The organism is Nocardiopsis aegyptia, from assembly GCF_013410755.1.
Taxonomy (GTDB): domain Bacteria; phylum Actinomycetota; class Actinomycetes; order Streptosporangiales; family Streptosporangiaceae; genus Nocardiopsis; species Nocardiopsis aegyptia.
In genome coordinates this window covers 4,476,913-4,502,694 of record NZ_JACCFS010000001.1, presented here as the reverse complement: position 1 = coordinate 4,502,694, position 25,782 = coordinate 4,476,913, and the positions used below count along the sequence as shown (strand labels likewise).

The window sequence follows — 25,782 nt, the reverse complement described above, 5'->3', positions numbered from 1 at the left end:
CATCGGCGGTCGGAGGCCGGCCAGTCGGAGGTCGAGCCGACCCGTCGGCGGTCGGAGGCCGGTCAGTCGGACGTGACTCCGTGCACGAGGTCGTAGACGCGGCGCTTGGGCACGCCCGTCTCCTTGGCCACGCGGCCGATGGCCTCCTTGCGGCGCACGCCCTCGTCCTCCAGTGCCGCGACCGAGGCGACCAGGTCCGCCGAGCCGACCTGGTCCGGGCGGCTGCGCGCGCCCTCCACGACCACGGAGATCTCCCCGCGCACGCCCTCGGCGGCCCAGGCGGAGAGTTCGCCCAGCCCGCCCCGGCGCACCTGCTCGTAGGTCTTGGTCAGCTCCCGGCACACCGCCGCGCGCCGGTCGGCGCCGAAGGCCCGGGCCATCGCCTCCAGGGTGGCGGCGATCCGGTGCGGGCTCTCGAAGAACACCATGGTGCGGCGCTCGGCGGCCAGCTCCTCCAGGTAGCCCGCCAGGCCCTTGCGGGGCGGGAAGCCCTCGAAGCAGAAGCGGTCGGTGGGCAGACCGGAGACCACGAGCGCGGTGGTCACCGCGGACGGGCCCGGGATGGACGTGACCGGGATGTCCTCCTCGGCGCAGGCCGCGGTCAGCCGGTAGCCGGGGTCGGAGACGCCGGGCATGCCCGCGTCGGTCACGACGAGGACGTCCGTGCCGCCGCGCAGGTCGGCCATGAGGTCGTCGGTGCGCCTGGACTCGTTGGCGTCGTAGTAGGACACCACCCTGGCCCCTTCCTCCCCGCCCAGGCGCACTCCCGCGCGCGAGGCGAACTGGCGTAGCCTGCGGGTGTCCTCCGCGGCGATGACGCGGGCGCCCTCCAGCGCGCGCAGCAGTCTGGGCGGCGCGTCGCCCGCGTTCCCGATCGGAAGCCCGGCGAGCGTCAGCGTCCCGGACCCCTCCCCACGGCCTACACCCTCAACCACTGTGATCCCCGTCCTGTCACGCTACGGTTGGCTCATTACGCCACCCGAAACCTGGTTTCGCGGTCCGTCCGCAATGGACAACCATCTCCGACCCCAACCTACGAGCCGAGATGACCACCACCGCACTTTCCTCCGAGGTCGATCCGCCGACCCCACCCGCACCGTCCCGCGCGGCCGCCGTCCGCGCCCGCCTGTTCCCCTCCGCCACCATGACCTGGTGGGTGGGCTGGCTCGGGGCCCTCCTGGTCACCGCCTTCGCCGGAGCGCTGCGCTTCTACCGCCTCGGTGAGCCCGACCGGATCTACTTCGACGAGACCTACTACGCCAAGGACGCCTACGGGCTCCAGGAGTACGGCTACGAGCACGACTCCCTGGAGAACGCCGACCAGCTGCTCGGCCGCGGGCCCGTCGACTTCTTCGACGGCGGCGGCGACTTCATCGTCCACCCGCCGGTCGGCAAGTGGATGATCGCCCTCGGCGACTGGCTGTGGGCGCTCCTGCCGTTCGGCGAGTCCATGACCCCGGAGGCGTGGCGGTTCGCCTCCGCGCTCGCCGGCGTGGCGACCGTTCTCATCCTGGTGCGGCTGGCGATCCGCATGACCCGCTCGGTGCTGCTGGGCTGTACCGCGGGACTGATCCTGGCCCTGGACGGCCTGCACTTCACGCTGAGCCGGATCGCGATGGTGGACGTCTTCCTCACCCTGTGGGTGGTGGCGGGATTCGCGTGCCTGGTAATCGACCGCGACGCCACCCGGGAGCGGCTGGCGCGCCTGGGCGAGGCGGGGGTCGACGTCACGACCCGGTGGTGGCTGGGCGCGCGCTGGTGGCGGCTCGCGGCCGGCCTGTGCTTCGGGCTCGCGGTCGGTACGAAGTGGTCGGCCCTGTTCTTCGTGGCGGCCTTCGGGCTGCTGACGGTGGCGTGGGACTACGGGGCGCGGCGCAGCGCGGGGCAGCGGAGGCCGATGGGGCGGTGGCTGCTGGTCGACGCGATCCCGGCGTTCCTCCAGACGGTGGTGCTGGCCGGAATCGTCTACCTGGTGTCGTGGACCGGTTGGCTGGTCACCCGGGGCGGCTACAACCGCGGGTTCGCCGACGGCATGGCGCCGGACTGGCTGCCGACCCCCCTCGCCGGGCCGCTGGAGGCGGTCATCGGCCTGGCGGACTACCACGCCCGGATGATGAACTTCCACAATGGCCTGACCAGCGACCACGCCTACATCTCGGCGCCGTGGGAGTGGCTGGTCATGCGCACCCCGGTGATGTTCGCCTACGAGGGCGAGGCCACGGGCTGCCCGTCGGGCGACTGCGTCGCCTCGGTGGTCTCCCTGGGCACGCCGATCCTGTGGTGGATCAGCATCCTGGCGACCTGCGTGATGCTCGGCTGGTGGGCGACCTTCCGCGACTGGCGGGCCGGCGCTGTCCTGCTCGCGGTGGCGGCGGGCTGGCTGCCCTGGTTCGCCTTCCCCGACCGTCCGATGTTCCTCTTCTACGCCCTGCCCGTCCTGCCGTTCCTGGTCCTGGCCATCGTGCTGATGCTCGGGCTGGTGATGGACTCCGGGGAGAACAACGCGCGCTTCGGTCCGTACCTGCGTGCGATGGGCGGAGTCGTCTTCGGCGTGTTGTTGCTCCTGATCATCGCCCATTTCGCGTATCTCTACCCGGTACTCGCCTCCTATCCGATCGATGAGCAGTCCTGGCGGCAGCGGCTGTGGTTCGACGTGTGGATCTACGGCAACGGCTCGTCCTGAGCGCCCTTCGCCCCCGCATTCACCGCGAGCCCCGGGCGATCTCCATTAGTCGCCCGAGGCTCGGAAATCAACACTTTCGAGTAGCCGAAACAGGACACATGGGAAGTGTGGATTCCTGGCGGAAAAGGCTCGGCAGGGCATGGTGCTCCCTGGTACTGTCTGCAACTGGTTGCTGTTGTTGTTTCCATGGATGCCCGAGGCGCCTCGCGGAACTGCACGTGGGCGCTTGTCGGGTCGGTCCCGTCAGTGCGGCGCCCGGCGACCCGGGGCCAGCAGGGTGCGGCCCCGCAGTAGTCCCCAAGGGAGAGCACATGGCTCAGGGCACCGTGAAGTGGTTCAACTCTGAGAAGGGTTTCGGGTTCATCGCCGTCGAGGGTGGTCAGCCCGACGTGTTCGTCCACTACTCGGCGATCGCGGGAACCGGCTTCCGGAACCTGGAAGAGGACCAGAAGGTCGAGTTCGACATCATCCAGGGCCCGAAGGGCCCGCAGGCGGCCGACGTTCGGACGGCCTGACCTGACACAGCGTTTCCCCAGCCCTCCGCCCACCGTGCGGGGGGCTGGTCCGCGTTCCGGGGCGGCCCGCAGTCGTGGTGCGCATGTGATCTGGACATGGTTACCCATCGGCACCGATACCGGTAACCTCGTTGTAGCCGGTCGGTAAGCGAGGGGCGGGGTCAGGCATGTTCAACATCGGTGGCGGCGAGTTCGTCGTCCTCCTCATCCTCGCCTTGCTGATCTTCGGACCCGATCAGCTCCCCAAGGCCGCGCAGCAGATCGGCCGTGTCCTGCGCCAGTTGCGGACCATGGCCAACTCCGCCACCAGCGACCTCAAGGAGGGGCTGGGCCCGGAGTTCAAGGACCTGGACGTCAAGGACCTCAACCCCAAGCGCTTCGTGCAGAAGCACTTCTGGGAGGACGACGAGCCGGAGCGCAGGCCCGCCGCCCGCCTCAACGGCAAGCGCCCCCCGTTCGACGACGAGGCCACCTGAGCCGGCTCCGGCCTCAGCCGAAGAGCATCAGGACGAACAGCCCCAGGCCCAGCAGGATCAGTGATCCGACGATGATGGTCGGCGATCCCACCAGCAGTACCAGGACCTCCACCGCCAGCGCTCCGCCCAGGGCCGCCGCCGGCCACGGCCAGCGCGGCGCCGCGGGCCAGTCGTGCCTTCGCTCGCGTTCGGTCGAGATGAGGAAGGCCGCCCCGATGAGCACCCAGAACACCAGGTGGGCGACGGCGCGGGTCCCGGAATCGACGTAGTCGGCCATCCCCCCGACCACCATCACGTAGGTCAGCGTGCCCGCCAGGAGCCGCCAGTGCCCGCCGCCACGACGCACGGGGATGACCTTGCGTCGCGCCGGGGTGGTACGGCGGAAGCGCTCCGCGGCCACCGGCGGCCCGTCCTCGTCCGGTACGGGCTCGACGGTGGGGCGGGGCGGTGGCGGGGGCGGCTCCGGAGCGGGCGGCACGTAGCCGCCGATCGCCTCGGGTTCGTCGGGGTACTGGGGGCCGCCGGGTTCCTGGCGGGGGTCGGACACGGGTGATCCGCCGTCCCTTCGCGGTCGGCGCGGTCCGGGAGGGACCGGGGTCGTCAGTGGACACCTACCCGCGACGCTCACGGCCCAAATCCGGCTCGCCCCCCGCGTCGCGGTGGCGGACACGGATGTGGCCCGACCGATCGGCGGATCGGCCGGGCCCAGAACGCACGGGTCCGCCCGGACCCGCCGTGGACTGGTTACTGCCAACTCCAACCCGCGCCGATTCTGGCGTTCGGTGCATGCGTAGTCATGGCATCTACCTTTCTCGTGGCTCCCAGCCCATCCCGGAACCAAGATGGACCATGGGCGTGTGTTCCACAAGACCCGGGACCGAACATTCATCCCACCATGGCCCGACGACCACCAAAGGTTGGACGACGGAAGCCGCAATAATGACTGGGATGGACATTTTCGCAGCTCAGACAGGTTCGGATTCGTGAACGCGAGAAGTGCTCTCCCCGCTGACCTGCAAAGACAACTCCAGGGTTCGGCAAAAACATTCACCCTTTGATTACGCACAGCAACGACACGCCAATGCGCGATCGACCGAGTTCCCTTATCCCCCGCGCGCAGCGGCCCACGCCAATCGAAAGGGCGAACGGAGTCACGCCAGGCAGGACTACCCGGACACTCACGGATAAAACAGACCTCACGGACTATGCTCACATGAGCACCGCGTTCACCAGTCCCACACCGTCTGTCACAGCCGACCGGAATCCCCGAAGCCGTACGGGGGCGGGCGTCCGCGCCCCCTGACCTGGTTTCGGTCATACCGCAAGTGCATTTCATGTCCCGACATTGACCGGACGGGCTCGGGGCGGCAGCACTCCGCGTCAGAGCGACGCGCCGCCGACGATCAGACCCACACCGGCGGCGACCAGGCCCACCACCAGAGCGCCCGCGCCCAGCCAGATGAGCACCTTGAGCCCGTTGGGGCGGGCGGGGTCGCGGCCGATGACCGACAGGAAGAAGCCGGCGGGCATCAGGATGGCCGCCAGGAGCACGAGATCGCCCATGGCGCGGCTCCAGCCCGGCACCGCGTCGTCCAACAGCAGCAGACGGACCACGAGCCCCAGGATCACCAGGATGCCCGCGTGGGCGTGCCCGGCCCTGAAGTACGAGCGCTGGAGCTCGTTGGCCGGCACCCGGCGGTCGACCACGCGCATCAGGAAGGTCCCGCCGTAGGCGATGCCCACGACGGTGAGCAGGATCACACCGGAGGAGATCAGATAGGAGGACGTCATGAGGACTCCCGATCAGAGGACGGGCCGAAGAGGAGGCCCGCACTGCGCCTGGTGATGGTGAGCAGGTCGGTGTCGGCGAACAGCGCCCTGACCCCGGAGGTGTCGAGGTTCCCGTTGAGGGCCAGGGTCGCGATGCCGTGCACGATCGCCCACCCCGCCACCACGGCCGCGGCGGAGTCCTCGACGGCGATCCCGCGGTCCTGCAGGGTGTCGACCCCACCGGTGAGCTCGGCGAAGGCCGAACCGCGGGCCGCGACGAGCTCGGCGTCGCCGTCGTCCAGCAGCCGGGGGGCGAACATCACCTGGAAGTGCCCGGGGCGGTCCACCGCGAAGCCCACGTAGGCGACTCCGGCGTCCAACAGGCCGCCGCCCTCCGCGCGCGCGGCGCGCAGGCGCTCGGCCAGCTCCCCGAAGCCCTCGACCGCCAGGGCGTTGAGGACGCCCTCCCGGCTGCCGAAGTGGTGCCGGGGCGCCGTGTGGCTGACGCCCAGGTCGGCGGCGAGCGAGCGCAGGCTGAACGAGTAGGGGCCTTCGCTCTCGATGAGTTCGGCCGCCTTCGCCAGGACGGCGGCCCGCAGGTTTCCGTGGTGGTACGCGTCTGCCATGCCGAAACTATACGCCGGAAAGTTACCACTGTAAAGATATCGGCGGACGCGTCTCCTCGGGCGATGCCGCCCCTGGGATGTAGGGTGAGGGCGTGTCCGGCCGCCCCGCCACAGGGGATAGCAGCTTCGCCGGTGACACTCGAGGCTCCGGTCCGGAGACCGCCCGCCCAGGGAACAGCGACAACGCACCGGACCGGAACCGCGCGAGGGCCCGCCCCACCAGGGGACGGGCCCTCGCCCATGTGCGGCGTACCCGGCTCGACCGGGGCACGGCACGCGAAAGGCCCTGTCCCACGAATGGGACAGGGCCTTCCTGCCTGCTGTGGAGCTATGGGGATTTGAACCCCAGACCCCCTCGATGCGAACGAGGTGCGCTACCGGACTGCGCCATAGCCCCTTGAAGACGAGACACAGCCTAGCAGGAATTCTCGGATGGTCCGAACGCCCACCACCGCCCGGGTGGAGCTTCGCAAGGGACGGACCGCCACCCTCGACCGACGGCCACCGGCCGCAGACCCCTCTGGGCCTGCGGCCACCGGGCCGCGTACGGGTCAGTCGCCGGCCGCTCGCAGCCGCGCGTCCGCGTACTGGTCGTACACCTGGCTGCGCCGTTCCTGGAGCGCGATGACCTGGGCCAGGCGCTCGGCGTCGCGGCGCTCCTCTTCCTCCTCCGCCCTGCGGGCCAGCACGGCCGCACGGCGGCGGGCCCGAAGGAGCGCCTCGCGGCGTTCGGCGTCGACCTTGGCCGCCTCCCGCAGAAGCGCCAGGTGACCGACGAGCAGGAGCACGGGCGGGGCGATGACCCACCACGGCCCGAGCCCGAACGCGACCGCGACGACTGTGGCGAGGCTCACCAGGAGCAGGCCGCTGGTGCGCCGGCGTCGCCGGGCGATGACCCGGCCCCGCGACTCGCGCCGGTGGCGGCCCCTGCCCGGGTCCGCCGCCCGGGCCGGCCGTTCGGCCGCGGGCCCCGCGGCACCCTGGTCCGCCCCGTCCCGCATGTCGTCCGGATCGGTGTCGAGGACGTCCGTGTCGCGCACGTCGTCGTTCCGGTCGAGGTCGTCGGGTCCGTCCGCGGCGTCGGCGGCGTCGGCGGCCGAGTCCTCTGCCCGGGCCTCGGCGTCCTCGCTCTCCTCGTCCTCGCGGCGGTGGTCATAGGTGTCCGCCGAGTCCTTGCGCAGGAGCATCGGCACGAGCACGATGAGCCACACCACCACGATGGCGAGGTACAGAGGGGAGCTGCTCATCACCCCTCCTCACGATGACGGCCACTGAACATTGGTCGACGCCTCGCCGACACCGCGTCGCGTGGAACGCCTTCGGGGTTGGATGCTCCCCGACCGGACTTCGTTCCCGATCCCCCTCGGACCGGACCCGAATCCCATGAGCCATATCCACGCGTTGGCCGCATCGTCAATGCGTCTATGTTCCGCACGGTACGACCCCGTGTCCATAAATGCGCCACATTCTGACCGGAGTGTCGCAAGATTGTGGACCCTTAGTTTCGGTCGGTCGTCCTGGGAGCGGGAAAACCCAGGTCAGACAGTGACTTCGGAGCGCGACGCCAATTCAACGCAAAGTAATGAGTCAATGTGACTAAAGAGAGGTTTAGGCTCCGGATGCACCTGCGATCGCGGCATGATCAGTTCGACCCCGGCTGTGGGCTCGCCGGATCGCGCGGATCACCGCCACCGTTCGGGCCCTCGGACCCCAAAGCGGAACCAGGGTCGGAACCGGGCGCCGCGGGCGGCTCCCCCGGCGTGCCGCCCGGGCCGGCGGGAGCCCCGTCGCGCCACCTGCGCAGCAGGCCGTGCGGCACTTCCTCCGCGGTGATGGCGTAGCAGATGTGGTCGCGCCAGGCGCCGTCGATGTGCAGCTGGCGCCGCCGCACCCCCTCGTCCCGAAAGCCCAGTTTGGCCACCACGCGCCGGCTCGCCCGGTTCTCCGGGCGGATGTTGGCCTCGACCCGGTGCAGTCCGACGTGGAAGAACGCGTGGTCGACGGCGAGCGCGACCGCCGTCGGCGTGATCCCGCGGCCGGCGTGGCCGCTGTCCACCCAGTAGCCGACCTGAGCCGATCGGGCCGATCCCCAGACGATGGCGCCCACCGTCAGCTGCCCGACGAACCGGCCGTCGTAGGTGATCGCCCAGGGCATGGACAGCCCGTGGCGCGCCTCCCGCCGGATCGCCTGCAGCATCGCAATGTAGGGGGACAGCCCGGTCGTCCGGAGCGGCATCTCGGGATAGGTCGGTTCCCAGGGCCGCAGCCATTCCTCGTTGCGGGCGCGGGTGTCGCGCAGGGCGACGGCGTCGCGGAGCCGCAGCGGGCGCAGCACGACCGCCCCTTCCCTCAGGGTGACGGGCCACCCTTGCCTGCGATTCACGACCGTCCCTCCGATGCCTCCGGCGCCGCCGTCCCGGGGTTCGACACCGGTCCCGGCGCCCCGGGACCTCTGCTGACGGTGACGCCTTCCAGTATTCCACTCCATGGGTGTGACGTGGCGCGCGTCACCCCTGCCGGCTGCGAATCGGTCGATTCAAAACTCGACTACTCGCCCACCAAAACTGAAGCCATGGTCAAGGAATTACCCGCGTACGGAATGCCCGAGGTGTGATTCCGGTCATTGTCCGATGTCATTAGCGGGCGTGTGGTCTCCACCGCGGATCTGGTCCAGGGCGTGCAGCAGGACCGGTTCCAGTACGGTCATCCCGTCCTTCACACCGCCGGTGGAGCCGGGCAGGTTGACCACGAGCATGCGGTGGCCGTCGCGCTCGGCCACCCCGGCCAGGCCCCGCGACAGGATCGCGGTGGGAACGCCCTTGTCCCGGCCCGCGGAGCGCAGCGCCTCCGCGATCCCGGGGATCTCGTAGGCCAGCAGCGGCCTGGTCGCCTCGGGCGTGTGGTCCTGCGGCGTCAGCCCGGTCCCCCCGCTCGTGATCACGGCGTCCGCGCGCGTGTCCAGGGCCCGGCCGATCGCCTCGGCCACGGGAGCGCCGTCGGGCACCACCCAGGGGCCCAGCACCGAGCAGCCGAGCGCGCGCAGCCGCTCGACGAGGACCGGCCCGGACCGGTCGGGGTAGACGCCCGCGGCCGCCCGGTTGGAGGCCGTGACGACGGCGACGCGCGGCGCAGCGGCCTCCTCGCGCTCACTCACCGCGCCTCCAGTGGCCCTTCTTGCCGCCCGTCTTCTCCTCCACGCGGACCCGGGTGACCTCGGCCTCGGGGTCGAGCGCCTTGACCATGTCCACCAGGCCGAGGGCCGCGGTCATGACACAGGTCAGGGCTTCCATCTCCACACCGGTCCGGTCGGCCGTGCGCACCGTGGCGCTGATGTCCACGCCGTCGTCCACCACCGTGAGGTCGACGTCCACGCCGTGCACCGCGATGGGGTGGCACAGGGGCACGAGGTCGGGTGTGCGCTTGGCGCCCTGGATCCCGGCGATCCGCGCGACCGCCAGGGCGTCGCCCTTGGGCACCTCGCCGCCCCGCAGCGCGGCGACGGTCTCGGGGGTGAGCAGGACCCGGCCGGTGGCCGTCGCGGTCCGCGCGCTCACGTTCTTGGCCGAGACGTCGACCATGCGTGCCGCGCCGGACTCGTTCAGGTGGGTGAATCCGGAGGGGTGGTCGGCCCTCTCCGGCCGTGGGGTGTCGCTCATCGTGGCCAGTTTCCGCTCGAACGCCGAACGCGGCCCAGGGTCGGCCGCGTGGGCGCCGTGCCGCGCCCACCACGAAGGTACGGCACCGCGCGCCCGAGTGTCGGCCACGGGGGCGCGGACCGGACGGGGGCGGACCCCACGGGGACGGCAGGACGGGGACGGACCCGCGTGGATCCCGGACCGCACGGGTTCGCGGTCCGGGCGGGGCCCGCGGAGGGGTCAGGGCAGTTCGGGCAGCCGGACGACCTCGACGACCGCGCCCTCGGGCAGGTCGGTGGTGTCCTCGGGCACCACGACGAGGGCGTTGGCACCGGCCAGCGCGGAGAGCTGGTGGGAGCCCTGGCGCGAGGCCGGGGCGACCGTGCGGCCCGCCGTCGCCCCGTCGGACTCCTCGGACAGCACGGCGCGCAGGTAGGAGCGGCGGCCGGGCGGCGAGGACACCGGGGCGGTCAGGGCCGCGCGCGTCGTGGGCAGCGATCGGGGCGGGAGGCCCCGCAGCCTGCGCAGCGCGGGGAGCACGAAGACCTGGAAGGACACGTAGGCGCTGACGGGGTTGCCGGGGAGGGTGATGATCGGCGTCCCCTCCGGCCCCACGGTGCCGAACCCCTGTGGCTTGCCGGGCTGCACGGCCACCTGTGTGAACTCGACGGTGCCCAGCCGGCTCAGGACCTCCTTGACCACGTCGTAGGCGCCCATGCTCACGCCGCCGGTGGTGACGACGACATCGGCCCGCCCCAGCAGGCCCTCCAGTGTCTCCATCACGGTGGCGGGGTCGTCGCCGACGAAGCCGTGCCGGTGGACGTCGCAGCCCGCCTCCCGGGCGGCGGCCGCGATCATGAAGCTGTTCGACTCCCAGATCTGGCCGTGCCCGAGGGGGCGCCCGGGTTCGACCAGTTCCTCGCCCGTGGAGAGCACCACGACCCGTGGGCGGGGGTAGACGAGCACGCTCCGGCGGCCGACCGCCGCCAGGACGCCCATCTCCCCCGGCCCCAGGCGCACGCCGGAGCGCAGCACGGTGGCGCCCTCGCGGACGTCGTCCCCCGCGCGCCGGATGGCGTTGCCGACGCGGACCGGGCGGTCCACGCCGACGGTCACGGTGCCGCCGTCGGTCCACTCGACGGGGACGACGGCGTCGGCGCCCTGGGGCAGGGGCGCGCCGGTCATGATGCGGGCGCACAGGCCCGGCCGCACCGCCGTGGGCGTGGCGTCGCCCGCGGGGATGTCGGCGACCACGGGCAGGCGGACGGGGGCGTCCGGGGCGGCCTTGTCGAGGTCGGCGGCGCACACGGCGTAGCCGTCCATGGAGGAGTTGTCGAACCCCGGCAGGTCCACGGGCGACACGACGTCGGCGGCCAGCACGGCGCCGTGCGCCCGCAGCAGGTCGAGTTCGGTGGGCTCGGGTGCCGCGATCAGCCCCAGGATGTCCGTGATGTGCTGTTCGACGGTCTTCACTGGATGGGTCCTCCCGGGTCGTGGGTCCGTGGGGCCGCCTCCCCGCCCTCGGAAGGTGACCGGCGTCCCATTGTCCCCGCATTCGAGCCGCGCGGACCCGGCCGGTGGGGGGCGGAGCCCTCGGCGGCTCAGCCCCGATCGGCCTCCTGGCGCTCGACGAACTCCCGCAGCCAGGGCAGCAGTTCGGCGCGCAGGTCGGGCCGGCGGCACGCGAAGTCCACGACGGTCCGGATGTAGTCGGCCTTGTTGCCGGTGTCGTAGCGGCGGCCGCGGAAGAGGACGCCGCGCACAGTCCCGCCGTCCTCGGGCTTGCGGCGGGCCAGCTCGCGCAGGGCGTCGGTGAGCTGGATCTCGCCGCCCCGGCCGGGCGGGGTCTCGTGCAGCACGGGGAAGACGGCCGGGTCGCAGACGTAGCGGCCGATGATCGCCCACCGGCTCGGCGCCTGCTCGGGGGCGGGCTTCTCCACGAGGTCGGTGACGGTGACGACGTCGGGCTCGTCGGTGGGCTCGATCCCCGCGCAACCGTAGAGGGAGACCTGTTCGGGCTCGACCTCCATGAGGGCGACCACGCTGCCGCCGTACTCCTCGCGCACCTCGATCATGCGGCGCAGCAGGTCGGCGGACTCGATGAGGTCGTCACCGAGCAGGACCGCGAAGGGGTTGTCGCCGACGTGCGCCTCGGCGCACAGGACGGCGTGCCCCAGGCCGCGCGGGTCGCCCTGGCGGACGTAGTGCATCTGGGCGAGGCCGTCGGACTCGCGTACGGAGCGCAGGCGCTCGTCGTCGCCCTTGGTCGCCAGCGCCTCCTCCAGCTCGTAGGCGCGGTCGAAGTGGTCCTCGATGGAGCGCTTGTTGCGGCCCGTGATCATCAGGACGTCGCGGAGGGTGGCCGCGACGGCCTCCTCCACGACGTACTGGATCGCGGGCTTGTCCACGATCGGCAGCATCTCCTTGGGAGTGGCCTTGGTCGCGGGGAGGAACCGTGTGCCCAGTCCGGCCGCGGGCACGACCGCCTTGGTGACGGGAAGGGGCGAGGAACGGGGTCGTGTCTGCTCGGTGTCGGCACTCATGTCGGCACTGTAGGACAGTCGGTCATCGCGTCGCGGGCTCCACACCGGCACTGATGACAAGAAGTCCCGGCGGTTTCGGACGAAGGACCGGATTCCGCAACCCGATGTTCACCAGGAGCGAACGGACGTGTCGTGAGGCGCTGATGACACACTGAGCCCATGAGTGACCAAGGGGACCGCGACCGGTCCGCCAAGCGGGAGCTGCGCCGCCGCGTCCTGGCCGAGCGACGGGCCAGAGGCGCCTCGGAGCGTGCGAGGGCCGGCTCGGCGGTCCGGGACGCGCTCATGGCGGTGCCGTGGCTGTCGATGGCGGGCACGGTGGCGTGCTACTACTCCGTCGGCGGGGAGCCGGACACGCGTGGGCTGGTGACCGCGCTGTGGAAGCGCGGCACGTACGTGCTGCTGCCGGTCTTCCTGCCCGGGGGCGACCTGGACTGGGCGTCCTTCGACGGACCCGACAGCCTGGCGGAGGCCGGGCACGGGCTGATGGAGCCGACCGGGCCCCGGTACGGCCCCGGCGCCCTGGCACGGGCGGACGCGGTCGTGTGCCCGGCGCTGGCGGTGGACCGGGCGGGGATGCGGCTGGGCCGGGGCGCGGGCTGCTACGACCGCGCGCTGGCCGCCAAGGGGCCGCACACCCCGGCGATCGCTGTGGTGCACGACGAGGAGTGGGTGGAGCGGGTCCCGGCGGAGCCGCACGACCGCCCCGTGGACGCGGTGCTCACCCCGGGCGGCGGCCTGCACGTGTTCGACCCGGCGTCGCCGGTGTGGCCCGACCGCGGCGACCGCCACGGTGGCTGAGTCCGCGCGGCGGTCGGCGGCCCGCGGCCCCTGGGGAGCGGGCGGAGGCGGTCGGGGGACGCGCGGCCTGCTCGGGGCGGCCCGCTCGGGGGCGGACGTGGGCGGGGATTAAGCGGCCCGCGCCCCGCGTTGACGCTGACGGTCGCGCCCGACGACGCCGACGGGCCGGTACCGCGGCCCCCACGTGCGTCCTTCGGGTAGGTGCTGTCACCGCCTCGGTCGGCGAGCGCGTACTATTTAGCAGTCAACGGGCGAGAGTGCCAGCATAGGAGGACCCGAACAGTGCCTACGTATCAGTACGCGTGCACAGAGTGCGGCGCCCAGATGGAGGTCGTGCAGAGCTTCAGCGACGACTCCCTGACCGTCTGCCCCGAGTGCGAGGGACGCCTGCGCAAGGTGTACTCCGCCGTCGGCATCGTGTTCAAGGGTTCCGGCTTCTACCGCACCGACAGCGGGAAGTCCTCCAACAGCTCCGTCGTGACCGGGGCCGGCGAGGGCAAGGACGGCGGTGCGGACAGCACCAAGACCGACGCCCCGGCCGCCGCGAGCGCCTCCTCGGACACCGCGAAGCCGTCCTCCTCCTCCACCGAGTCGTCGAGCACCTCGTCCGCCGGCTCCACCACGAGCAGCAGTAGCAGTAGCAGTAGCACCAGCAGTGCCGCCGCGGCGAGCTGAGCCGCCGCGGCCGTTGACCGCGTGACCGCGCCGCCGTGCCCTCGGCGGCGCGCTGCTGTTCTCCCCTTTCGCCGTTACCCCCAGCGGCGCGCTGCCGTTCCGCCCCTCGCCGCTCCACGCTGCCGCGCGCTGCCGTCCCCCTCCGCCGCCGACCGGCGCACCGGACCGGCGGTCCCGCCCCCGCAACGCGTCCGCGCGATTCCCCCTGTGGACAACCGCCCGGCGGCCGACGCCCGGCCTAACGTTGACGTATGGCCGACGCAGCACCTCCCTACCGGCACCGCGGCGCCCTGGCGCGCCTGGTGGACCGGCACCGCCGAGTCATCGCCACCCTCCTGGCCGCCGCGGCCCTCCTCGGCGCCGTGCTGGCCGTGCGCCCCCTCTCCGCTCCCGCCGCCCAGGTGCTCGTCGCCACCCGCGATCTGGACGCCTCCTCCCCCGTGGCCTCCGGCGATCTCACCACCCGCGCCCTGCCCGCCGCGGCGGTCCCCGAGGGCGCGCTGAGACCCGCGACGGAGACCGAGGGACGCACCCTCAACGCCCCGGTCCGCCGGGGCGAGGTGATCACCGACGCACGTCTCACGGACCCGCCCGCGCGTGCGCACGGCCCGGACCTGGTCGCGGTCCCGGTGCGGGTCGCCGACCCGGGCGCGGTGGCGCTGCTCTCGCCCGGCAGCCGGGTGGACGTCCTCGCCGCGAGCGGCGCCGGCGACCTCCCGCCGGCCCGGGCCGGACCGGCCGCGGAAGTGGTGCGCGACCGGCCCGTTCTGGCCCTGCCCGCACCCGAGCGGGGCGGAGAGGGCGGAGCGCTGATCCTCATCGCCGCCACCCCGGCGGAGGCCCGGGAGCTGGCCGGGCACGCGGCGTCCTCCCGCCTGTCCATCACCATCCGCGGTTGACCGACGACGAATCGTGGTGAAAGCTGGTCAGGCTCTTGTCCCGAGTACTCCGGACATGTCCGCCCCGACCCCCGGGTTCGAGTCGGCGGGACCGAGCATCCCGCACACACAACACGAGAACGTAGGACAGTTCCCATGGATGGCTTCAAGAAGTTCCTGCTCCAGGGCAACCTGGTGCAGCTCGCGGTCGCGGTCGTGATCGGCGCGGTCTTCGCCAACCTCATCACGGCGTTCACCGAAGGGTTCATCACCCCGCTCATCGGGATCTTCGGCGGCATCCCCACCTTCTCCGACCTCTACTTCGAGATCAACGGCAGCAGGTTCCTGTACGGCGCGTTCGTCGACGCGCTCATCTCGTTCCTGCTCACCGCGGCGATCCTCTACTTCTTCGTGGTGATGCCGGTCGGCAAGCTCCTGGAGAGGTTCCAGAAGGCGGAGGAGGCCAGCACGCGGTCCTGCCCGTTCTGCCTCACCGGCATCGACAAGAAGGCGATCAAGTGCCCCTCCTGCACGAGTGAGGTCCAGGCGGAGACCGTCTGAGACACGGCGGGGGCGGCCCCGTACGGACCGCCCCCGTGCTTCGCCGTCGCCGTCGGCGTCGTCAGCCGCTGTACTCCCAGTGCCACGGCTCGAACGGGCTGGACTTGGCCCAGGCCGGGTGGTGCCAGCCGTACTCCCCGCCGTTGGCCTCCATCCAGTTCCAGCGTTCGGACCGGAAGTTCTGGATGCCGCAGCCGAGGTCGATCGCCTGGCCCAGGCCGTGGTTGCTCGTCCCGGGGACGGCGGCGAACCCGGGAGCGACCTCACCGTACACGCGCTGCTGGTTGGGCAGGTCGCGGTAGGCGCTGGTGATACAGATGTTCTCGCCGTACTCCTCGACGTACTTCTGGTTGAGCATGAGGAAGTCGACCGCGGCGTCGGCGCGCAGGAACTTGTCGTCGTAGAGCTCGCACAGGGCGTCCTGCGGCAACAGGCCGTTGGGGTAGCCGTTGGCGTTGGAGGCGGCGTCGGCGTCGCAGTTGCCGGCCGCCATGTAGGTCTCCAGGTCCAGGCCCCGGGCGTCCAACTCGCTGACCAGCTCCTCGGTGCGGGCCTCCGACTCCGCCCGCAGCTCCTCCACGTCGGCGGCCAGCTCGGCCTGTTCCAACTGGGTGGTGGTCTGCAGTTGCTGCGCCTCGCTGGTGAGATCGACCTGCTCCTCGCGCAGGTCTGTGGCGTCCTGGATCAGGGCCTGGTTGTCCTCGGAGATCTTGGCCGCGTAGGACTGCGTCTGCAGGTCCTCGTCGAGTGAGCCGGAGGCCAGGACCGCCAGTACTCCCCCGCTGGGCTGCTGGTAGAGCGTGCTGGCCAAACGGGCGAGCGGCTCGCGCATCTCGCTGAGCTCGGCCTCGGTCTGCTGGAGCTCGTGGATGGTCCCCACCAGCTCCTCCTGGGCGTCCTCCAGGGCCTCCGCGCGCTCCGCCTGCTCCTCGGTCGCCTGTTCCAGTTCCTCCGCGGCGGCCTCCGCCTGCTCGCGCAGCTCCTCCAGGTCCTGGGCCGACGCCGAGGGCATCGCCCCCGGAACCGGGGGGATGACGAGCAGCGTGGTGGCGATGGCGAGTGCCAGCGCCTGCCCGACCCTCACCCGCCCGTGGGAAAACGCCGCGAACGTGGTCGGCACCCCGCTAGTACCCGGTACGCGGGACCCCCGCCGCGCCGAATCAGAAGTGAACGGCACGAATGATCCTCCGGCTGCTTTTCCTCGAACACCTACCCGTGGCCGCAACGCAACGTACTACATGTCCACATGCGGTCACACGGAGCCGAACCGTCAGAGGGTCACTGATCGGTATAATTTCGCGCCCCTGGACGGACGTACCCTCTGACACCTGATATCAGACCAGGTCACAGCGGCCTCAACTGCGATTCCCGGACTCCCACGGCGAGTGCCCGCGATTCGTGCGCGACCTGACAGCCACACACACTATGAACAACGTCACACCGCCGCAAGGACAACCGATCGTAGGCCAGCGTACTCCGCCCCGCCCCCAACGTCCCCGCGCAGCGCCCGGAGGACACGCAACGGCTCCCCATCCACCCGGATCCTGGGTTAGTCTTGGCCTGGCGATGGGCGACCTCTGGCCCGCGTCCGCGAGGCTCCATAGCTCAGGGGATAGAGCACCGCTCTCCTAAAGCGGGTGTCGCAGGTTCGAATCCTGCTGGGGCCGCACAGGTTGACCTGCGAGGACATCGCAGAGCGACGAGGCCGAGAGCCCCGTAGGCCGCACCTCGGGTTGCGACCTACGGGGCTCTGCTGGTCTCTACGCCTCGTCTAGAAGCGCGGAACCCATTCGGCCGACCGCGCGACGCGGCCCCCGACCGGCACTCCGCTGTACCTGTCCCCCGAGCAGACCGACGGCTCCCGGGCCGGTCCGGCCCCCGACCATCTCCACACTCGACGAGCCCCCTCATCCCGCCGTCACTCGGCTGAAGGCCCGTCCGTGGCCGGCCCTGGTGTGGGGGATGAGCAGCCTGGTGCTGGTGCCGGTCCTTGTTGACACCTTCTGAGACCCGGTTCGCTTCGGTACGCGCCTCCCGCCGCGTCGAGGGGTCTCCAGGGGCCCGGCGGTCCATACTTCGAGTCAATCGCGACTGTGGAGGTCACCATGCGCAACCCGAGCCTGGACAGGCTGGACGGTCTCATCGGCAGCTGGACGCTCACCCTGTCGGACGCCTGGTTCCTCGAACCGGCGGGCACCGAGGTAGCCGGCCGGGCGACCTTCGAGTGGCTCGCCGACGCGTTCGTCGTCGTGACCTGTGAACTCGGCGGGCACCCCGGGTTCGAGCTCGTGATCGGGTACAGCGACGCCCGTCGTGAGTACACGGCGCTCCACCACGACGAGCGCGGGGTCTCCCGGCGGTTCGCGATGACCTTCGACGCGGCGGGCTGGACGATGAGCCGCGAGGACCCCGACTTCCACCAGCGCTTCCTCTCCGAGGTGGGTGAGGACGCCATCAAGGGCCGTTGGGAGGCCTCGGACGACCAGGGGCGCACCTGGCGCAAGGACTTCGACCTCACCTTCCTCCGCGACACCACGCGCCCGTGACACACCGGCCCGGACCGGCCGACGTGTCGTCATGACAGCGCGGCCCCCGGACCCCGACCATGGTGACCGGAAGACTCGTCGCCGGTCCCGGGACCGGCCGAACGCCATCGGGGGGCCATTCCATCCATGACGCACGCGGACCAGCCCAGGGACGGCCAGTCGCAGGACCAGCCGCGCCAGCGCGGCGCCTCCACCTCGGCCATCGCCGGGGCGCTGCAACGCACGCCGCATCCCGGGCCACAGCACTGGGGCGGGCCGCGTCCCCGGCGCAAGCCCCCGGAGCCGTTCTTCTCCGTGGGGCCCGTTCCGCCCCCGCAGCCCCACGACCCCTGAGCACGCCGGAGGCGGCGGTGGGAGGACCCCACCGCCGCCCCTCACCTGTCGGGACCCCTGCCCTGCCCCCGCGAGTTCACGCGCTCACGCGGTCACACGGGCGAACCCCCGGTCGACGTAGACGGCCGGACTGCCGGTCCCGGCCAGCGACACCCGCTCCACCTCGCCGAGGAGGATGACGTGGTCGCCGGCGTCGTGGCGGCTGTCGACCACGCACTCCACGACCGCCAGGGCGTCCTCGACGACCATCGACCCCGACGGGGTCCGCACGAAACCGCCGTCGGCGAACTTGTCGGCGCTCTTGCCCGCGAAGCGCAGGGCCAGGTCGACCCGGGACTCGGGCAGGATGCTGATCGCGAATCGCGGGTTGCTCGCGAACACGGGGAAGCAGTTCGCGGTCCGGGCCAGGCAGACCAGGACGAGCGCGGGCTCCAGGGAGACCGAGCAGAACGAACTCGCCGTGAAGCCGTGCGGACGGCCCTGCTCGTCATGGGTCGTCACGATGGTGACGCCGGCCGGGAACCGGGCCATGGCGTCGCGGAAGACCTCGCGGTCCGGACCGGGGCGGTGCCGCACGCGGGGCTCAGCTGAGGCCACGGTCCCCTCCTCTCCCGCCGGCTGCGCTCAGGCCAGACATGTCGGCAACCGCCCGTCGTTGTACTGGACCATCTCCCCGAAGACGGCCTCCACGTCGAGCGGGCGTCCCAGGACGCCGGGCAGGCGCTCGGCGTAGGCCCGGTGCAGATTGCCGACGATCCGCTCCTGCTCCAGGAGGTGGTCGAACCGCTCGGTGTCGGCGGCCTCGGCCATCTCCAGCGGCGAGAGCCCGCGCGCGGTGCCCTCGGCCGCCATCCACTCGATCCACGACAGGTAGGCGCCGGTCTCCTCCAGGACCTGGGGGCCGGTGACCTCGCCGTGGCCGCAAACGATAGTGCGCGGCTCCAGCCTGGTCAGTGTCTCCACCGCCGACAGGGAGCCGGCCACCGACCCCATCAGCACGAACGGCGCCGAACCGGAGAAGAGCACGTCGCCCGCGAAGAGCACGCCCTCCTCCTCGATCCACACGACGACGTCGCTGGTGGTGTGCGCCGGGCCGACGTGGATGAGCTCCACGCGGCGTCCCCCGACGCGCAGGGTCAGCCGCTCCTCGAACGTGACGTCGGGCAGGGTGACACGGACGTCGCCCCAGTCCACGTCCGGCCACAGCTTGGTGAGCGCCAGCCCCGTCTCCGCCATCTCCACGCGCGTCAGCTCATGGGCGACGACCGTGGTGTCGGGTCCGAACAGGTGGTTGCCGAAGACGTGGTCCCCGTGGTGGTGGGTGTTGACCACGGTGCGCCGTGAACTCGGGGTCAGGGCGTCCACGGCCTCCTTCAGGGCCAGGGTCCGCTGCTCCGTGGCCAGCGAGTCCACGACGATCGCGCCGTCCTCACCCGCGATGATCCCCGAGTTGCTCACGCACCACCCGCCCGGGGGCTGGATGTAGGCGTGGATCCCCTCGGCCAGTTCCCGCAGGTAGGGGCGGTTCCGCACGGGGGCGGTCGAGACCGGCGTCATGAGGCCCTCCTCACCGCGTCGGCCACCGCGGCCACGGCGCGCGAGAGCGTGGTCCGGCTGTTGGCGCCCAGGGCCGAGCGCAGGTACGCGCGGGCCTGGGCCACGGTCGCGCCCTCGCCCAGGACCTCGGCGATGGCGCCGGGGTCGATCGCCACGGTGTGGCGCGCGGTGATCAGCCCGTCGTCGCCGAACTCCCACGCGCCGCTGTGCCCGAACAGCAGCCGGGGCGGCAGCTCCTGCTTGTAGACGATCTCCCGCTCGGGGAAGCACAGGCGCACCGACCTGGTCGTGTGCGTGCTCCCGTCGCTGGTGAGGGTGTCCATCTCCATGTGCTGCACGCCCGGCTCCGGCTCCTGCAGGTCGAGCCGCGCCACGTGCGGGAGCAGGGTGGGCCAGGCGTCGGCCCGGTCGACGAACCGGTAGGCCGGCGCGGTGTCGCCCTCGGCGAGCACCACGTCCTCGAACGTCATGACCAGGTCCTGCACCGGGTGGCGCTGCTCGGCCATCCGGCCCAGGGCGGCCAGTTCGCGCTCGCTGTTGGTGTCCAGCGCCCGCGTGATCCACTCGACGTCCTCGTCGCCCTCGGCGGAGAACGAGTGGGTCAGGGCGATCTCGGTGCGGTGGCCCGGCAGCGGCGTGAACCGCCACTCGCCGCCCATCGATGTCAGGGGCGGGCGGCTGTGCTCCTGCCGGAAGGTGATGACCGCGGCCTTGGGGTCCAGGGTCCGCCGCGAGGTCCAGTTCGCGACCTCGCCGTTGACGAGCGCCCAGATCCGGAACCGCTCGGCGCCCTCCGTCCGCTCCAGGATCCGCACGTGCACGGTGGGCTCGAAGAGCACCGGCCACCGCTCGACGTCCGCGATCAGCCCGTAGGCGACCTCCACGGGCGCCGACACGATGTGGGTGTGGACGGTCGTGTGCTCGGTCGGGCCGGTCATACGGTCTCACCGATGTTCTTGTTGACGGTCTCCAGGTAGGCGCGCGGGGTGTGGAGTTCGGCGACGACGTCGTCGGGCAGGTCCACGCCGAACTCGTCCTTGGTCCGCGCGGCCGTCTCCATCAGGGCGAGGGAGTCGTAGCCGAGCTCCTCGAACGCCACGTCGTGGAGGTCCGTGCCGGCCTCGACGCCGTCGGCCGCGCCCGCGCACTCGACGAGGATGCGGGTCAGGTCTTCGATGGTCATCCTGTTCACGTCTGCTCCTGGTGTGGGTGGTGGTGCGGTGGTCGGTCCGGAGTCAGGCCGAGGTGACGACCACGGCCGAGTTGAAGCCCCAACGGCCGCGGGCGAGGACCAGCGCGCACTCGACCCGCTGCTCGCGGGCGGCGCCCCGGACCAGGTCGATCCCGTACTCGGCGGGGACCTCGGAGGTCTTGTGGGTCGGAGGGACGACGCCGTCCCGGATGGACATCAGGGCGGTGGCCACGTCCACGGGTCCGCCGCCGGACAGCAGCCGGCCGTGCAGTGACTTGGGCGCGGTGACGGCCACGCCCCGCTCGCCGAAGACCTCCCGCAGGGCCTGGGCCTCGGCCCGGTCCTGGTCGGGGGTGCCCGCCGCGTCGGCGAAGACCACGTCGACGTCCTGCGGCGCGAGCCCGGCGTCGGCGAGCGCCGCCTCGGCGGCCCTGGCCAGTCCCGGCGGGCGCGGCGACCCGGGCGGCGGGTCGAAGGTGGAGGCGTATCCGGCGACCGCTCCGTAGGCGCGGTCGACCGCTCCCTCGGTCGCGGCGTCCTCCAGCACGAGGATCGCGCCGCCCTCGCCGGGGACGTAGCCGTCGGCGTGGGCGTCGAAGGGCAGGTAGGCGCGGTCGGGGTCGGTCGCCGTGCTCACCCGCCCGCTGGAGAGGTGCGAGACCCAGCCCCACGGGTCGAAGGCGGAGTCGACGCCGCCGGTGACCACGAGGGGCGTACCCCGGGCCACGGTGCGACGGGCGTGCCCGATCGCGTCGAGTCCGCCCGCCTGCTCGGCGACGAGGGCGCTGCTGGGCCCGCGCATGCCGTGCCGGATGGAGATCTGTCCCGTGTTGACCGCGTAGAACCAGGCGAACGACTCGTAGACGCTCACCGCCGAGGACCCCTGGGTCCACAGCTTCTTGAACTCGCGGTGGGTGAACTCGAACCCGCCGGAGGCGTTGGCGGTCACGACGCCCATGTCGTAGTCGACCCGTTCGGTCCCGCCCTTGGCGTCGGCCAGCGCCCAGTCGGCGGCGATCAGGGCCAGCCGGGTGGAGACGTCGGTCTGCGGCAGCAGCCGGCTGGGCAGGTGCTCCGCCGGGTCGATGTCGACCTGGCCCGCGAGCCGTGCGGGGTAGTCGGTGGTGTCGAAGCGGGTCAGCGGGCCGATGCCGCCACGCCCTTCCAGGGTCGCCTCCCAGTAGGGGTCCAGGCCCTGGCCGTTGGGCGCCACGACGCCGATCCCGGTCACCAGTGTGCGCGTCACGCGCGTCCTCCCGTCGGTCGGCGCAGAACCATCGCGCTCTGGAATCCGCCGAACCCGCTGCCCACGGTCAGGACCGTGTCGACGCGGTGCTCGCGGGCGGTCACCGGCACGTAGTCCAGATCGCACTCGGGGTCGGCCTGGTGCAGGTTGGCGGTGGGCGGCACGACGTTGTGCTCCATCGCCAGCAGGGACGCGGCGATCTCCACCGAGCCGATCGCCCCCAGGGAGTGCCCCACCATCGACTTGATGGAGCTGACCGGGGTGGCGTAGGCGGTGTCGCCGAGGCTGCGCTTGAAGGCCGCGGTCTCGTGGCGGTCATTCTGCTTGGTGCCCGAGCCGTGGGCGTTGATGTAGTCGATGCTGCTCGCGTCGGTGCGGGACTCGTCCAGGGCCGTGCGGATCGCCTCGGCCATCTCCCGGCCGTCCTTCTTCAGGCCGGTCATGTGGTAGGCGTTGCAGCGCGTGGCGTACCCGGCGATCTCGCCGTAGACGTGCGCGCCGCGGCGGCGGGCGCTCTCGTACTCCTCCAGCACGAACACCGCGGCGCCCTCGGCCAGGACGAACCCGTTGCGGGAGTCGTCGAAGGGCCGGGACGCGGTCTCCGGCTCGTCGTTGCGGGTCGTCGTGGCCTTGATGGCGTCGAAGCAGGCGACGACGATCGGGGTGATCGGCGTGTCCGAGGCGCCGGTGACCATGACGTCGGCGCTGCCCTCACGGATCAGCTGGACGGCGTGCCCCACCGAGTCCAGGCCCGACGTGCAGCCGTTGGAGACCATGGCGACGGGGCCCTCGGCTCCCACGGTCCAGGCGACCTCGGCCGGCATCACGCTCGGCACGAGGTAGTCGTACATGTGCGGGGACAGCCACTCCTGGTCGACGAGCCAGCGGCGCCCGCTGTCGGACAGCACCAGGTACTCGCGCTCCAGGCTCGTGGCCGCCGCGACGGCGCTGCCGAGGCTGACGCCGATCCGGGTCGGGTCGAGCGCGCCGACGTCCAGTCCGCTGTCCGCGACGGCCTCGCGGGCGCACACGACCGCGAACTGGGCCGCCCGGTCCATCCGGCGCTCCTCGCGGGCGCTCAGGCCCTCCAGGACCGGGTCGAACTCGGCCTCGCCCGCCACCTGGGAACGGTAGGGGGCGGGGTCGAAGAACGAGATGCGCCGCGTCGCCGTCCGTCCGGACGAGAGCAGGTCCCAGAACTCCTTGGTGCCCTTGCCGCCCGGGGCTCGCACCCCGATTCCGGTCACCACCACACGGCGGTTCACCGGAGGCCTCCTCGGCCCGACGGGACTCTCGTGTAGGTCATGGGCGGTTCGCCACCTCTCACTCACGCGGATCGCTCGGGGAGACCCCCGATGTCGACCAGCGTGGGAGCCGCGACTCGAACCGCGGTCGAACCGGAGTGGGGTCGGAGTGGGGGCGACCGCGGCTCAAGCGCGCTTCGAGCGGTCGCCGCGACCGTGGCCCCGGGCACGGCCATCGCACGGCCGACCGCATCCGGCCGCTCTCCTCACACGAAGGTGCCGCTATGACGTTCAATCCGCCGCTTCGCCCCATCGACGCCGACGACGACACGCTGCGCGCGCATCTGCGCGACGCGGAGGTCCCCGCCCTGCTGATGACCGTGGCGCATCTCACCGGGGACACATCGTTCCTGCGCGATGACGCCCGGAGCAACGGGTGGCTGCTGCGCCCCCAGGGCGGCATGTCGGAGCAGGCTCAGGAGGAGGCCCGCGCGTCCGCCCTGGCGGCGCTCGCGCGGCTGCGCGACGAGCGGGCGCCCCAGCCCCCGCCGCCGGACGACCGGTTGCTGCGGAGGATCACCTCGTGGGCGCTGGGGCCGGACACCGAGGCCCTGGTGCCGCTCGTCGCGGAGGAGATCGCGCCCTACGGCACCGACCCCAAGGCGCCGGCGTGGCACAAGGACGAGCTCGCGCCCGACCGCGACTTCCACGTCAGCGTCATCGGCGCCGGGATGAGCGGGCTGCTCGCCGCGCACCGCCTCTCCCAGGCGGGTGTGCCGTTCACCGTCTACGAGAAGAACGACGACGTCGGCGGCACCTGGTTCGAGAACACCTACCCCGGCTGCCGGGTGGACGTGGCCAGCCACCTGTACAACTACTCCTTCGCGAGCCGCTCCGACTGGCCCGACCACTTCTGCACGCAGGACGTGGTGCTGGCCTACTTCCGCGACTTCGCGAAGCACTACGGCCTCTACGAGCACATCCGGTTCGGCACCGAGGTCCGCGGCGCCGTCTGGGACGAGGAGCGGGGGGCCTGGCGCCTGGAGCTGGGCACCCCGGAGGGCGACCGCACCACCGAGTCGCAGCTGGTGGTCAGCGCGGTGGGGCAGCTCAACCGGCCGAAGCTGCCCGACGTCCGCGGGCGGGACACGTTCGCGGGGGCGTCCTTCCACTCCGCCGAGTGGGACCACGGACAGGACCTCAAGGGGCGGCGGGTGGCCGTGGTCGGCACCGGCGCGAGCGCCTACCAGATCGTCCCGGAGCTCGCCGACACCACCGGTGAGCTGCTGGTGTTCCAGCGCTCGGCGCCGTGGCTGCGGCCCACGCCGCACTACCACGACCCGGTGCCCGAGGGCATGCGCTGGCTCTTCGAGCACGTCCCGTACTACGCGCAGTGGTACCGCTTCTGGCTCTTCGCGCCCGGCCTGCTCCAGGAGGGCGGCATCCTCCAGGGCTGGGTGGTCGACCCGGACTACCCGCCGACCGAGCGGGCCGTCTCCGCGCTCAACGACCAGCTCCGCAAGGCGCTCACGGAGGCGATGGAGGCGCAGCTCACCGACGCGCCGGAGCTGCGCCGGCACGTGATCCCCGACTACCCCGTGGGCTCCAAGCGGGTCTTCCGCGACAACGGCCGGTGGCTGGCCACGCTCCAGCGCGACGACGTGGCCCTGGTCACCGACGCGATCACCGAGATCACCCCGCGCGGCATCGTGACCGCCGACGGCACCGAGCACGACGTCGACGTGATCGTCTACGCGACGGGCTTCCAGGCCTCCCGGTTCCTCACCCCGATGACGGTGACCGGGCGCGACGGCCGCGACCTGCACGAGCACTGGGACGGCCAGCCGCGCGCCTACCTGGGGACGAACGTGCCCGGCTTCCCCAACCTGTTCTGCCTGTACGGCCCGAACACGAACCTGGTCGGGCAGGGCGGGAGCATCTTCTACTTCTCCGAGTGCGCGGCGACCTACCTGACCGACGCCGTCCGGCACCTGCTCTCCACCGGCGCGACTGCCATGGACGTGCGCGAGGACGTCCACGACGCGTACAACGCCTGGGTGGACGAGGGCAACGCCAACCGCGCGTGGGGCTGGACCAAGGCCGACACCTGGTACCGCGAGGGCGGCCGGTCCGCGCCGAACTGGCCGTACTCCGCCCTGGAGTACTGGCAGCGCACCCGGCACGTGAAGCCGGAGGAGTACGAGACGTACTGAACCCGCTGGCGCCCTTCAGAGCCAGGGGGTCGAAGCCGCACGGAACGGCCTACCTCAACCCCAGGGGGTGAGAGGCAGGCCGTTCAGCTATGGGGGTGTGCAGAGGGTTGGAACTGCACGGAACGGCCTACCTCAACCCCAGGGGGTGAAAGGTAGGCCGTTCGCTCATGGGGGCCACAGGGGGTGTCGCGAGGGGCGCGCCAGTGTTCTGCAGGAGGAGACGGGGCCGCAGCGAGCTTGCGAGCAAGGCAAGTCGACGACGAAGAACACTGGCCTCCCAGCGCCCCG

Annotated in this window: 27 protein-coding genes and 2 tRNA genes; 11 read left to right on the top strand and 18 right to left on the bottom strand. The window is 71.8% G+C overall.

Annotated features, from left to right (window positions below):
* Positions 1 to 62: 62 nt before the first annotated feature.
* Positions 63 to 935 carry a 16S rRNA (cytidine(1402)-2'-O)-methyltransferase gene (gene rsmI, locus HNR10_RS20155; RefSeq protein WP_179825885.1) on the bottom strand — a complete coding sequence of 291 codons (873 nt, stop codon included), beginning with the start codon at positions 933 to 935 and terminating at the stop codon, positions 63 to 65.
* Positions 936 to 1,045: 110 nt separating this feature from the next.
* Here rsmI and HNR10_RS20150 point away from each other — a divergent pair, with 110 nt between their 5' ends.
* The 3 genes from HNR10_RS20150 to HNR10_RS20140 all read left to right on the top strand — a co-directional run bounded on the left by HNR10_RS20150 (position 1,046) and on the right by HNR10_RS20140 (position 3,674).
* Complete coding sequence (locus HNR10_RS20150) at positions 1,046 to 2,683, top strand: dolichyl-phosphate-mannose--protein mannosyltransferase (RefSeq protein ID WP_179825883.1); 1,638 nt, start codon at positions 1,046 to 1,048, stop codon at positions 2,681 to 2,683.
* 311 nt (positions 2,684 to 2,994) lie between these two features.
* Positions 2,995 to 3,198: a cold-shock protein gene (locus HNR10_RS20145; protein WP_053617267.1), complete on the top strand. Its 204-nt coding sequence runs from the start codon at positions 2,995 to 2,997 to the stop codon at positions 3,196 to 3,198.
* Between the two features lie 167 nt (positions 3,199 to 3,365).
* A complete protein-coding gene (locus tag HNR10_RS20140; protein ID WP_179825879.1) occupies positions 3,366 to 3,674 on the top strand; it encodes a sec-independent translocase in 309 nt (102 codons plus the stop codon).
* Between the two features lie 13 nt (positions 3,675 to 3,687).
* Here the strand turns inward: HNR10_RS20140 and HNR10_RS20135 are convergent, their stop codons facing one another.
* The 10 genes from HNR10_RS20135 to galU form a co-directional block, all read right to left on the bottom strand.
* On the bottom strand, positions 3,688 to 4,221 hold the full coding sequence (locus tag HNR10_RS20135; protein ID WP_179825877.1) for a hypothetical protein: 534 nt from the start codon (positions 4,219 to 4,221) through the stop codon (positions 3,688 to 3,690).
* 833 nt (positions 4,222 to 5,054) lie between these two features.
* Entirely contained in the window at positions 5,055 to 5,465 is a 411-nt protein-coding gene (locus HNR10_RS20130) for a hypothetical protein (RefSeq protein ID WP_179825875.1), read from the bottom strand.
* Complete coding sequence (locus HNR10_RS20125) at positions 5,462 to 6,070, bottom strand: TetR/AcrR family transcriptional regulator (protein ID WP_179825873.1); 609 nt, start codon at positions 6,068 to 6,070, stop codon at positions 5,462 to 5,464. The genes HNR10_RS20130 and HNR10_RS20125 overlap by 4 nt, the downstream gene beginning before the upstream one ends.
* Positions 6,071 to 6,393: 323 nt before the next feature.
* Positions 6,394 to 6,467, bottom strand: a tRNA-Ala gene (locus tag HNR10_RS20120).
* A 154-nt stretch (positions 6,468 to 6,621) separates the two neighbouring features.
* Complete coding sequence (gene sepX, locus HNR10_RS20115) at positions 6,622 to 7,317, bottom strand: divisome protein SepX/GlpR (protein WP_179825871.1); 696 nt, start codon at positions 7,315 to 7,317, stop codon at positions 6,622 to 6,624.
* Between the two features lie 395 nt (positions 7,318 to 7,712).
* On the bottom strand, positions 7,713 to 8,453 hold the full coding sequence (locus tag HNR10_RS20110) for a GNAT family N-acetyltransferase (protein ID WP_179825869.1): 741 nt from the start codon (positions 8,451 to 8,453) through the stop codon (positions 7,713 to 7,715).
* Positions 8,454 to 8,690: 237 nt separating this feature from the next.
* The gene (locus tag HNR10_RS20105; RefSeq protein WP_179825867.1) at positions 8,691 to 9,224 is read right to left on the bottom strand and encodes a MogA/MoaB family molybdenum cofactor biosynthesis protein; all 534 of its coding nucleotides are present in this window, start codon (positions 9,222 to 9,224) and stop codon (positions 8,691 to 8,693) included.
* Positions 9,217 to 9,726, bottom strand: a complete 510-nt coding sequence (gene moaC / locus HNR10_RS20100) for a cyclic pyranopterin monophosphate synthase MoaC (protein ID WP_179825865.1) — start codon at positions 9,724 to 9,726, stop codon at positions 9,217 to 9,219. The genes HNR10_RS20105 and moaC overlap by 8 nt, the downstream gene beginning before the upstream one ends.
* Before the next feature lie 219 nt (positions 9,727 to 9,945).
* Positions 9,946 to 11,178, bottom strand: coding sequence for a molybdotransferase-like divisome protein Glp (glp, locus tag HNR10_RS20095; protein WP_179825863.1), 1,233 nt, complete (start codon positions 11,176 to 11,178; stop codon positions 9,946 to 9,948).
* 128 nt (positions 11,179 to 11,306) lie between these two features.
* Positions 11,307 to 12,248 (bottom strand): UTP--glucose-1-phosphate uridylyltransferase GalU, encoded by a 942-nt coding sequence (galU, locus tag HNR10_RS20090; RefSeq protein WP_179825861.1) that lies wholly within the window; start codon positions 12,246 to 12,248, stop codon positions 11,307 to 11,309.
* 159 nt (positions 12,249 to 12,407) lie between these two features.
* Here galU and HNR10_RS20085 point away from each other — a divergent pair, with 159 nt between their 5' ends.
* The 4 genes from HNR10_RS20085 to HNR10_RS20070 all read left to right on the top strand — a co-directional run bounded on the left by HNR10_RS20085 (position 12,408) and on the right by HNR10_RS20070 (position 15,163).
* A complete protein-coding gene (locus tag HNR10_RS20085; RefSeq protein ID WP_179825859.1) occupies positions 12,408 to 13,049 on the top strand; it encodes a 5-formyltetrahydrofolate cyclo-ligase in 642 nt (213 codons plus the stop codon).
* A gap of 282 nt (positions 13,050 to 13,331) precedes the next feature.
* Positions 13,332 to 13,724, top strand: coding sequence for an FmdB family zinc ribbon protein (locus HNR10_RS20080; protein ID WP_179825857.1), 393 nt, complete (start codon positions 13,332 to 13,334; stop codon positions 13,722 to 13,724).
* A gap of 251 nt (positions 13,725 to 13,975) precedes the next feature.
* Positions 13,976 to 14,623, top strand: a complete 648-nt coding sequence (locus HNR10_RS20075; RefSeq protein WP_179825855.1) for an SAF domain-containing protein — start codon at positions 13,976 to 13,978, stop codon at positions 14,621 to 14,623.
* A gap of 135 nt (positions 14,624 to 14,758) precedes the next feature.
* Positions 14,759 to 15,163 carry an MscL family protein gene (locus tag HNR10_RS20070; protein WP_179825853.1) on the top strand — a complete coding sequence of 135 codons (405 nt, stop codon included), beginning with the start codon at positions 14,759 to 14,761 and terminating at the stop codon, positions 15,161 to 15,163.
* A 61-nt stretch (positions 15,164 to 15,224) separates the two neighbouring features.
* Here the strand turns inward: HNR10_RS20070 and HNR10_RS20065 are convergent, their stop codons facing one another.
* Entirely contained in the window at positions 15,225 to 16,340 is a 1,116-nt protein-coding gene (locus tag HNR10_RS20065; RefSeq protein WP_179825851.1) for a D-alanyl-D-alanine carboxypeptidase family protein, read from the bottom strand.
* Between the two features lie 417 nt (positions 16,341 to 16,757).
* On the opposite strand from HNR10_RS20065, the gene HNR10_RS20060 reads away from it, so the two are divergent.
* The 3 genes from HNR10_RS20060 (at position 16,758) to HNR10_RS20050 (ending at position 18,042) form a co-directional block, all read left to right on the top strand.
* Positions 16,758 to 16,830 (top strand) — tRNA-Arg (locus tag HNR10_RS20060).
* A 438-nt stretch (positions 16,831 to 17,268) separates the two neighbouring features.
* Entirely contained in the window at positions 17,269 to 17,709 is a 441-nt protein-coding gene (locus HNR10_RS20055) for a hypothetical protein (protein WP_179825849.1), read from the top strand.
* 126 nt (positions 17,710 to 17,835) lie between these two features.
* A complete protein-coding gene (locus HNR10_RS20050) occupies positions 17,836 to 18,042 on the top strand; it encodes a calcium-binding protein (RefSeq protein ID WP_179825847.1) in 207 nt (68 codons plus the stop codon).
* 84 nt (positions 18,043 to 18,126) lie between these two features.
* Here the strand turns inward: HNR10_RS20050 and HNR10_RS20045 are convergent, their stop codons facing one another.
* The 6 genes from HNR10_RS20045 to HNR10_RS20020 are packed head-to-tail and all read right to left on the bottom strand — an operon-like array spanning position 18,127 to position 23,302.
* On the bottom strand, positions 18,127 to 18,639 hold the full coding sequence (locus HNR10_RS20045) for a flavin reductase family protein (protein WP_312889355.1): 513 nt from the start codon (positions 18,637 to 18,639) through the stop codon (positions 18,127 to 18,129).
* A 27-nt stretch (positions 18,640 to 18,666) separates the two neighbouring features.
* Positions 18,667 to 19,599, bottom strand: coding sequence for an MBL fold metallo-hydrolase (locus tag HNR10_RS20040; protein ID WP_179825845.1), 933 nt, complete (start codon positions 19,597 to 19,599; stop codon positions 18,667 to 18,669).
* Positions 19,596 to 20,537, bottom strand: coding sequence for an aromatase/cyclase (locus tag HNR10_RS20035; RefSeq protein ID WP_179825843.1), 942 nt, complete (start codon positions 20,535 to 20,537; stop codon positions 19,596 to 19,598). The genes HNR10_RS20040 and HNR10_RS20035 overlap by 4 nt, the downstream gene beginning before the upstream one ends.
* Positions 20,534 to 20,782, bottom strand: coding sequence for an acyl carrier protein (locus tag HNR10_RS20030; protein WP_179829839.1), 249 nt, complete (start codon positions 20,780 to 20,782; stop codon positions 20,534 to 20,536). The genes HNR10_RS20035 and HNR10_RS20030 overlap by 4 nt, the downstream gene beginning before the upstream one ends.
* A 52-nt stretch (positions 20,783 to 20,834) precedes the next feature.
* A complete protein-coding gene (locus tag HNR10_RS20025) occupies positions 20,835 to 22,037 on the bottom strand; it encodes a ketosynthase chain-length factor (RefSeq protein WP_179825842.1) in 1,203 nt (400 codons plus the stop codon).
* Positions 22,034 to 23,302 carry a beta-ketoacyl-[acyl-carrier-protein] synthase family protein gene (locus HNR10_RS20020; RefSeq protein ID WP_179825840.1) on the bottom strand — a complete coding sequence of 423 codons (1,269 nt, stop codon included), beginning with the start codon at positions 23,300 to 23,302 and terminating at the stop codon, positions 22,034 to 22,036. Before HNR10_RS20020 ends, HNR10_RS20025 begins: the two co-directional genes overlap by 4 nt.
* Positions 23,303 to 23,565: 263 nt before the next feature.
* Here HNR10_RS20020 and HNR10_RS20015 point away from each other — a divergent pair, with 263 nt between their 5' ends.
* Positions 23,566 to 25,494: a flavin-containing monooxygenase gene (locus tag HNR10_RS20015; RefSeq protein ID WP_179825838.1), complete on the top strand. Its 1,929-nt coding sequence runs from the start codon at positions 23,566 to 23,568 to the stop codon at positions 25,492 to 25,494.
* The last annotated feature ends 288 nt before the right edge of the window (positions 25,495 to 25,782 follow it).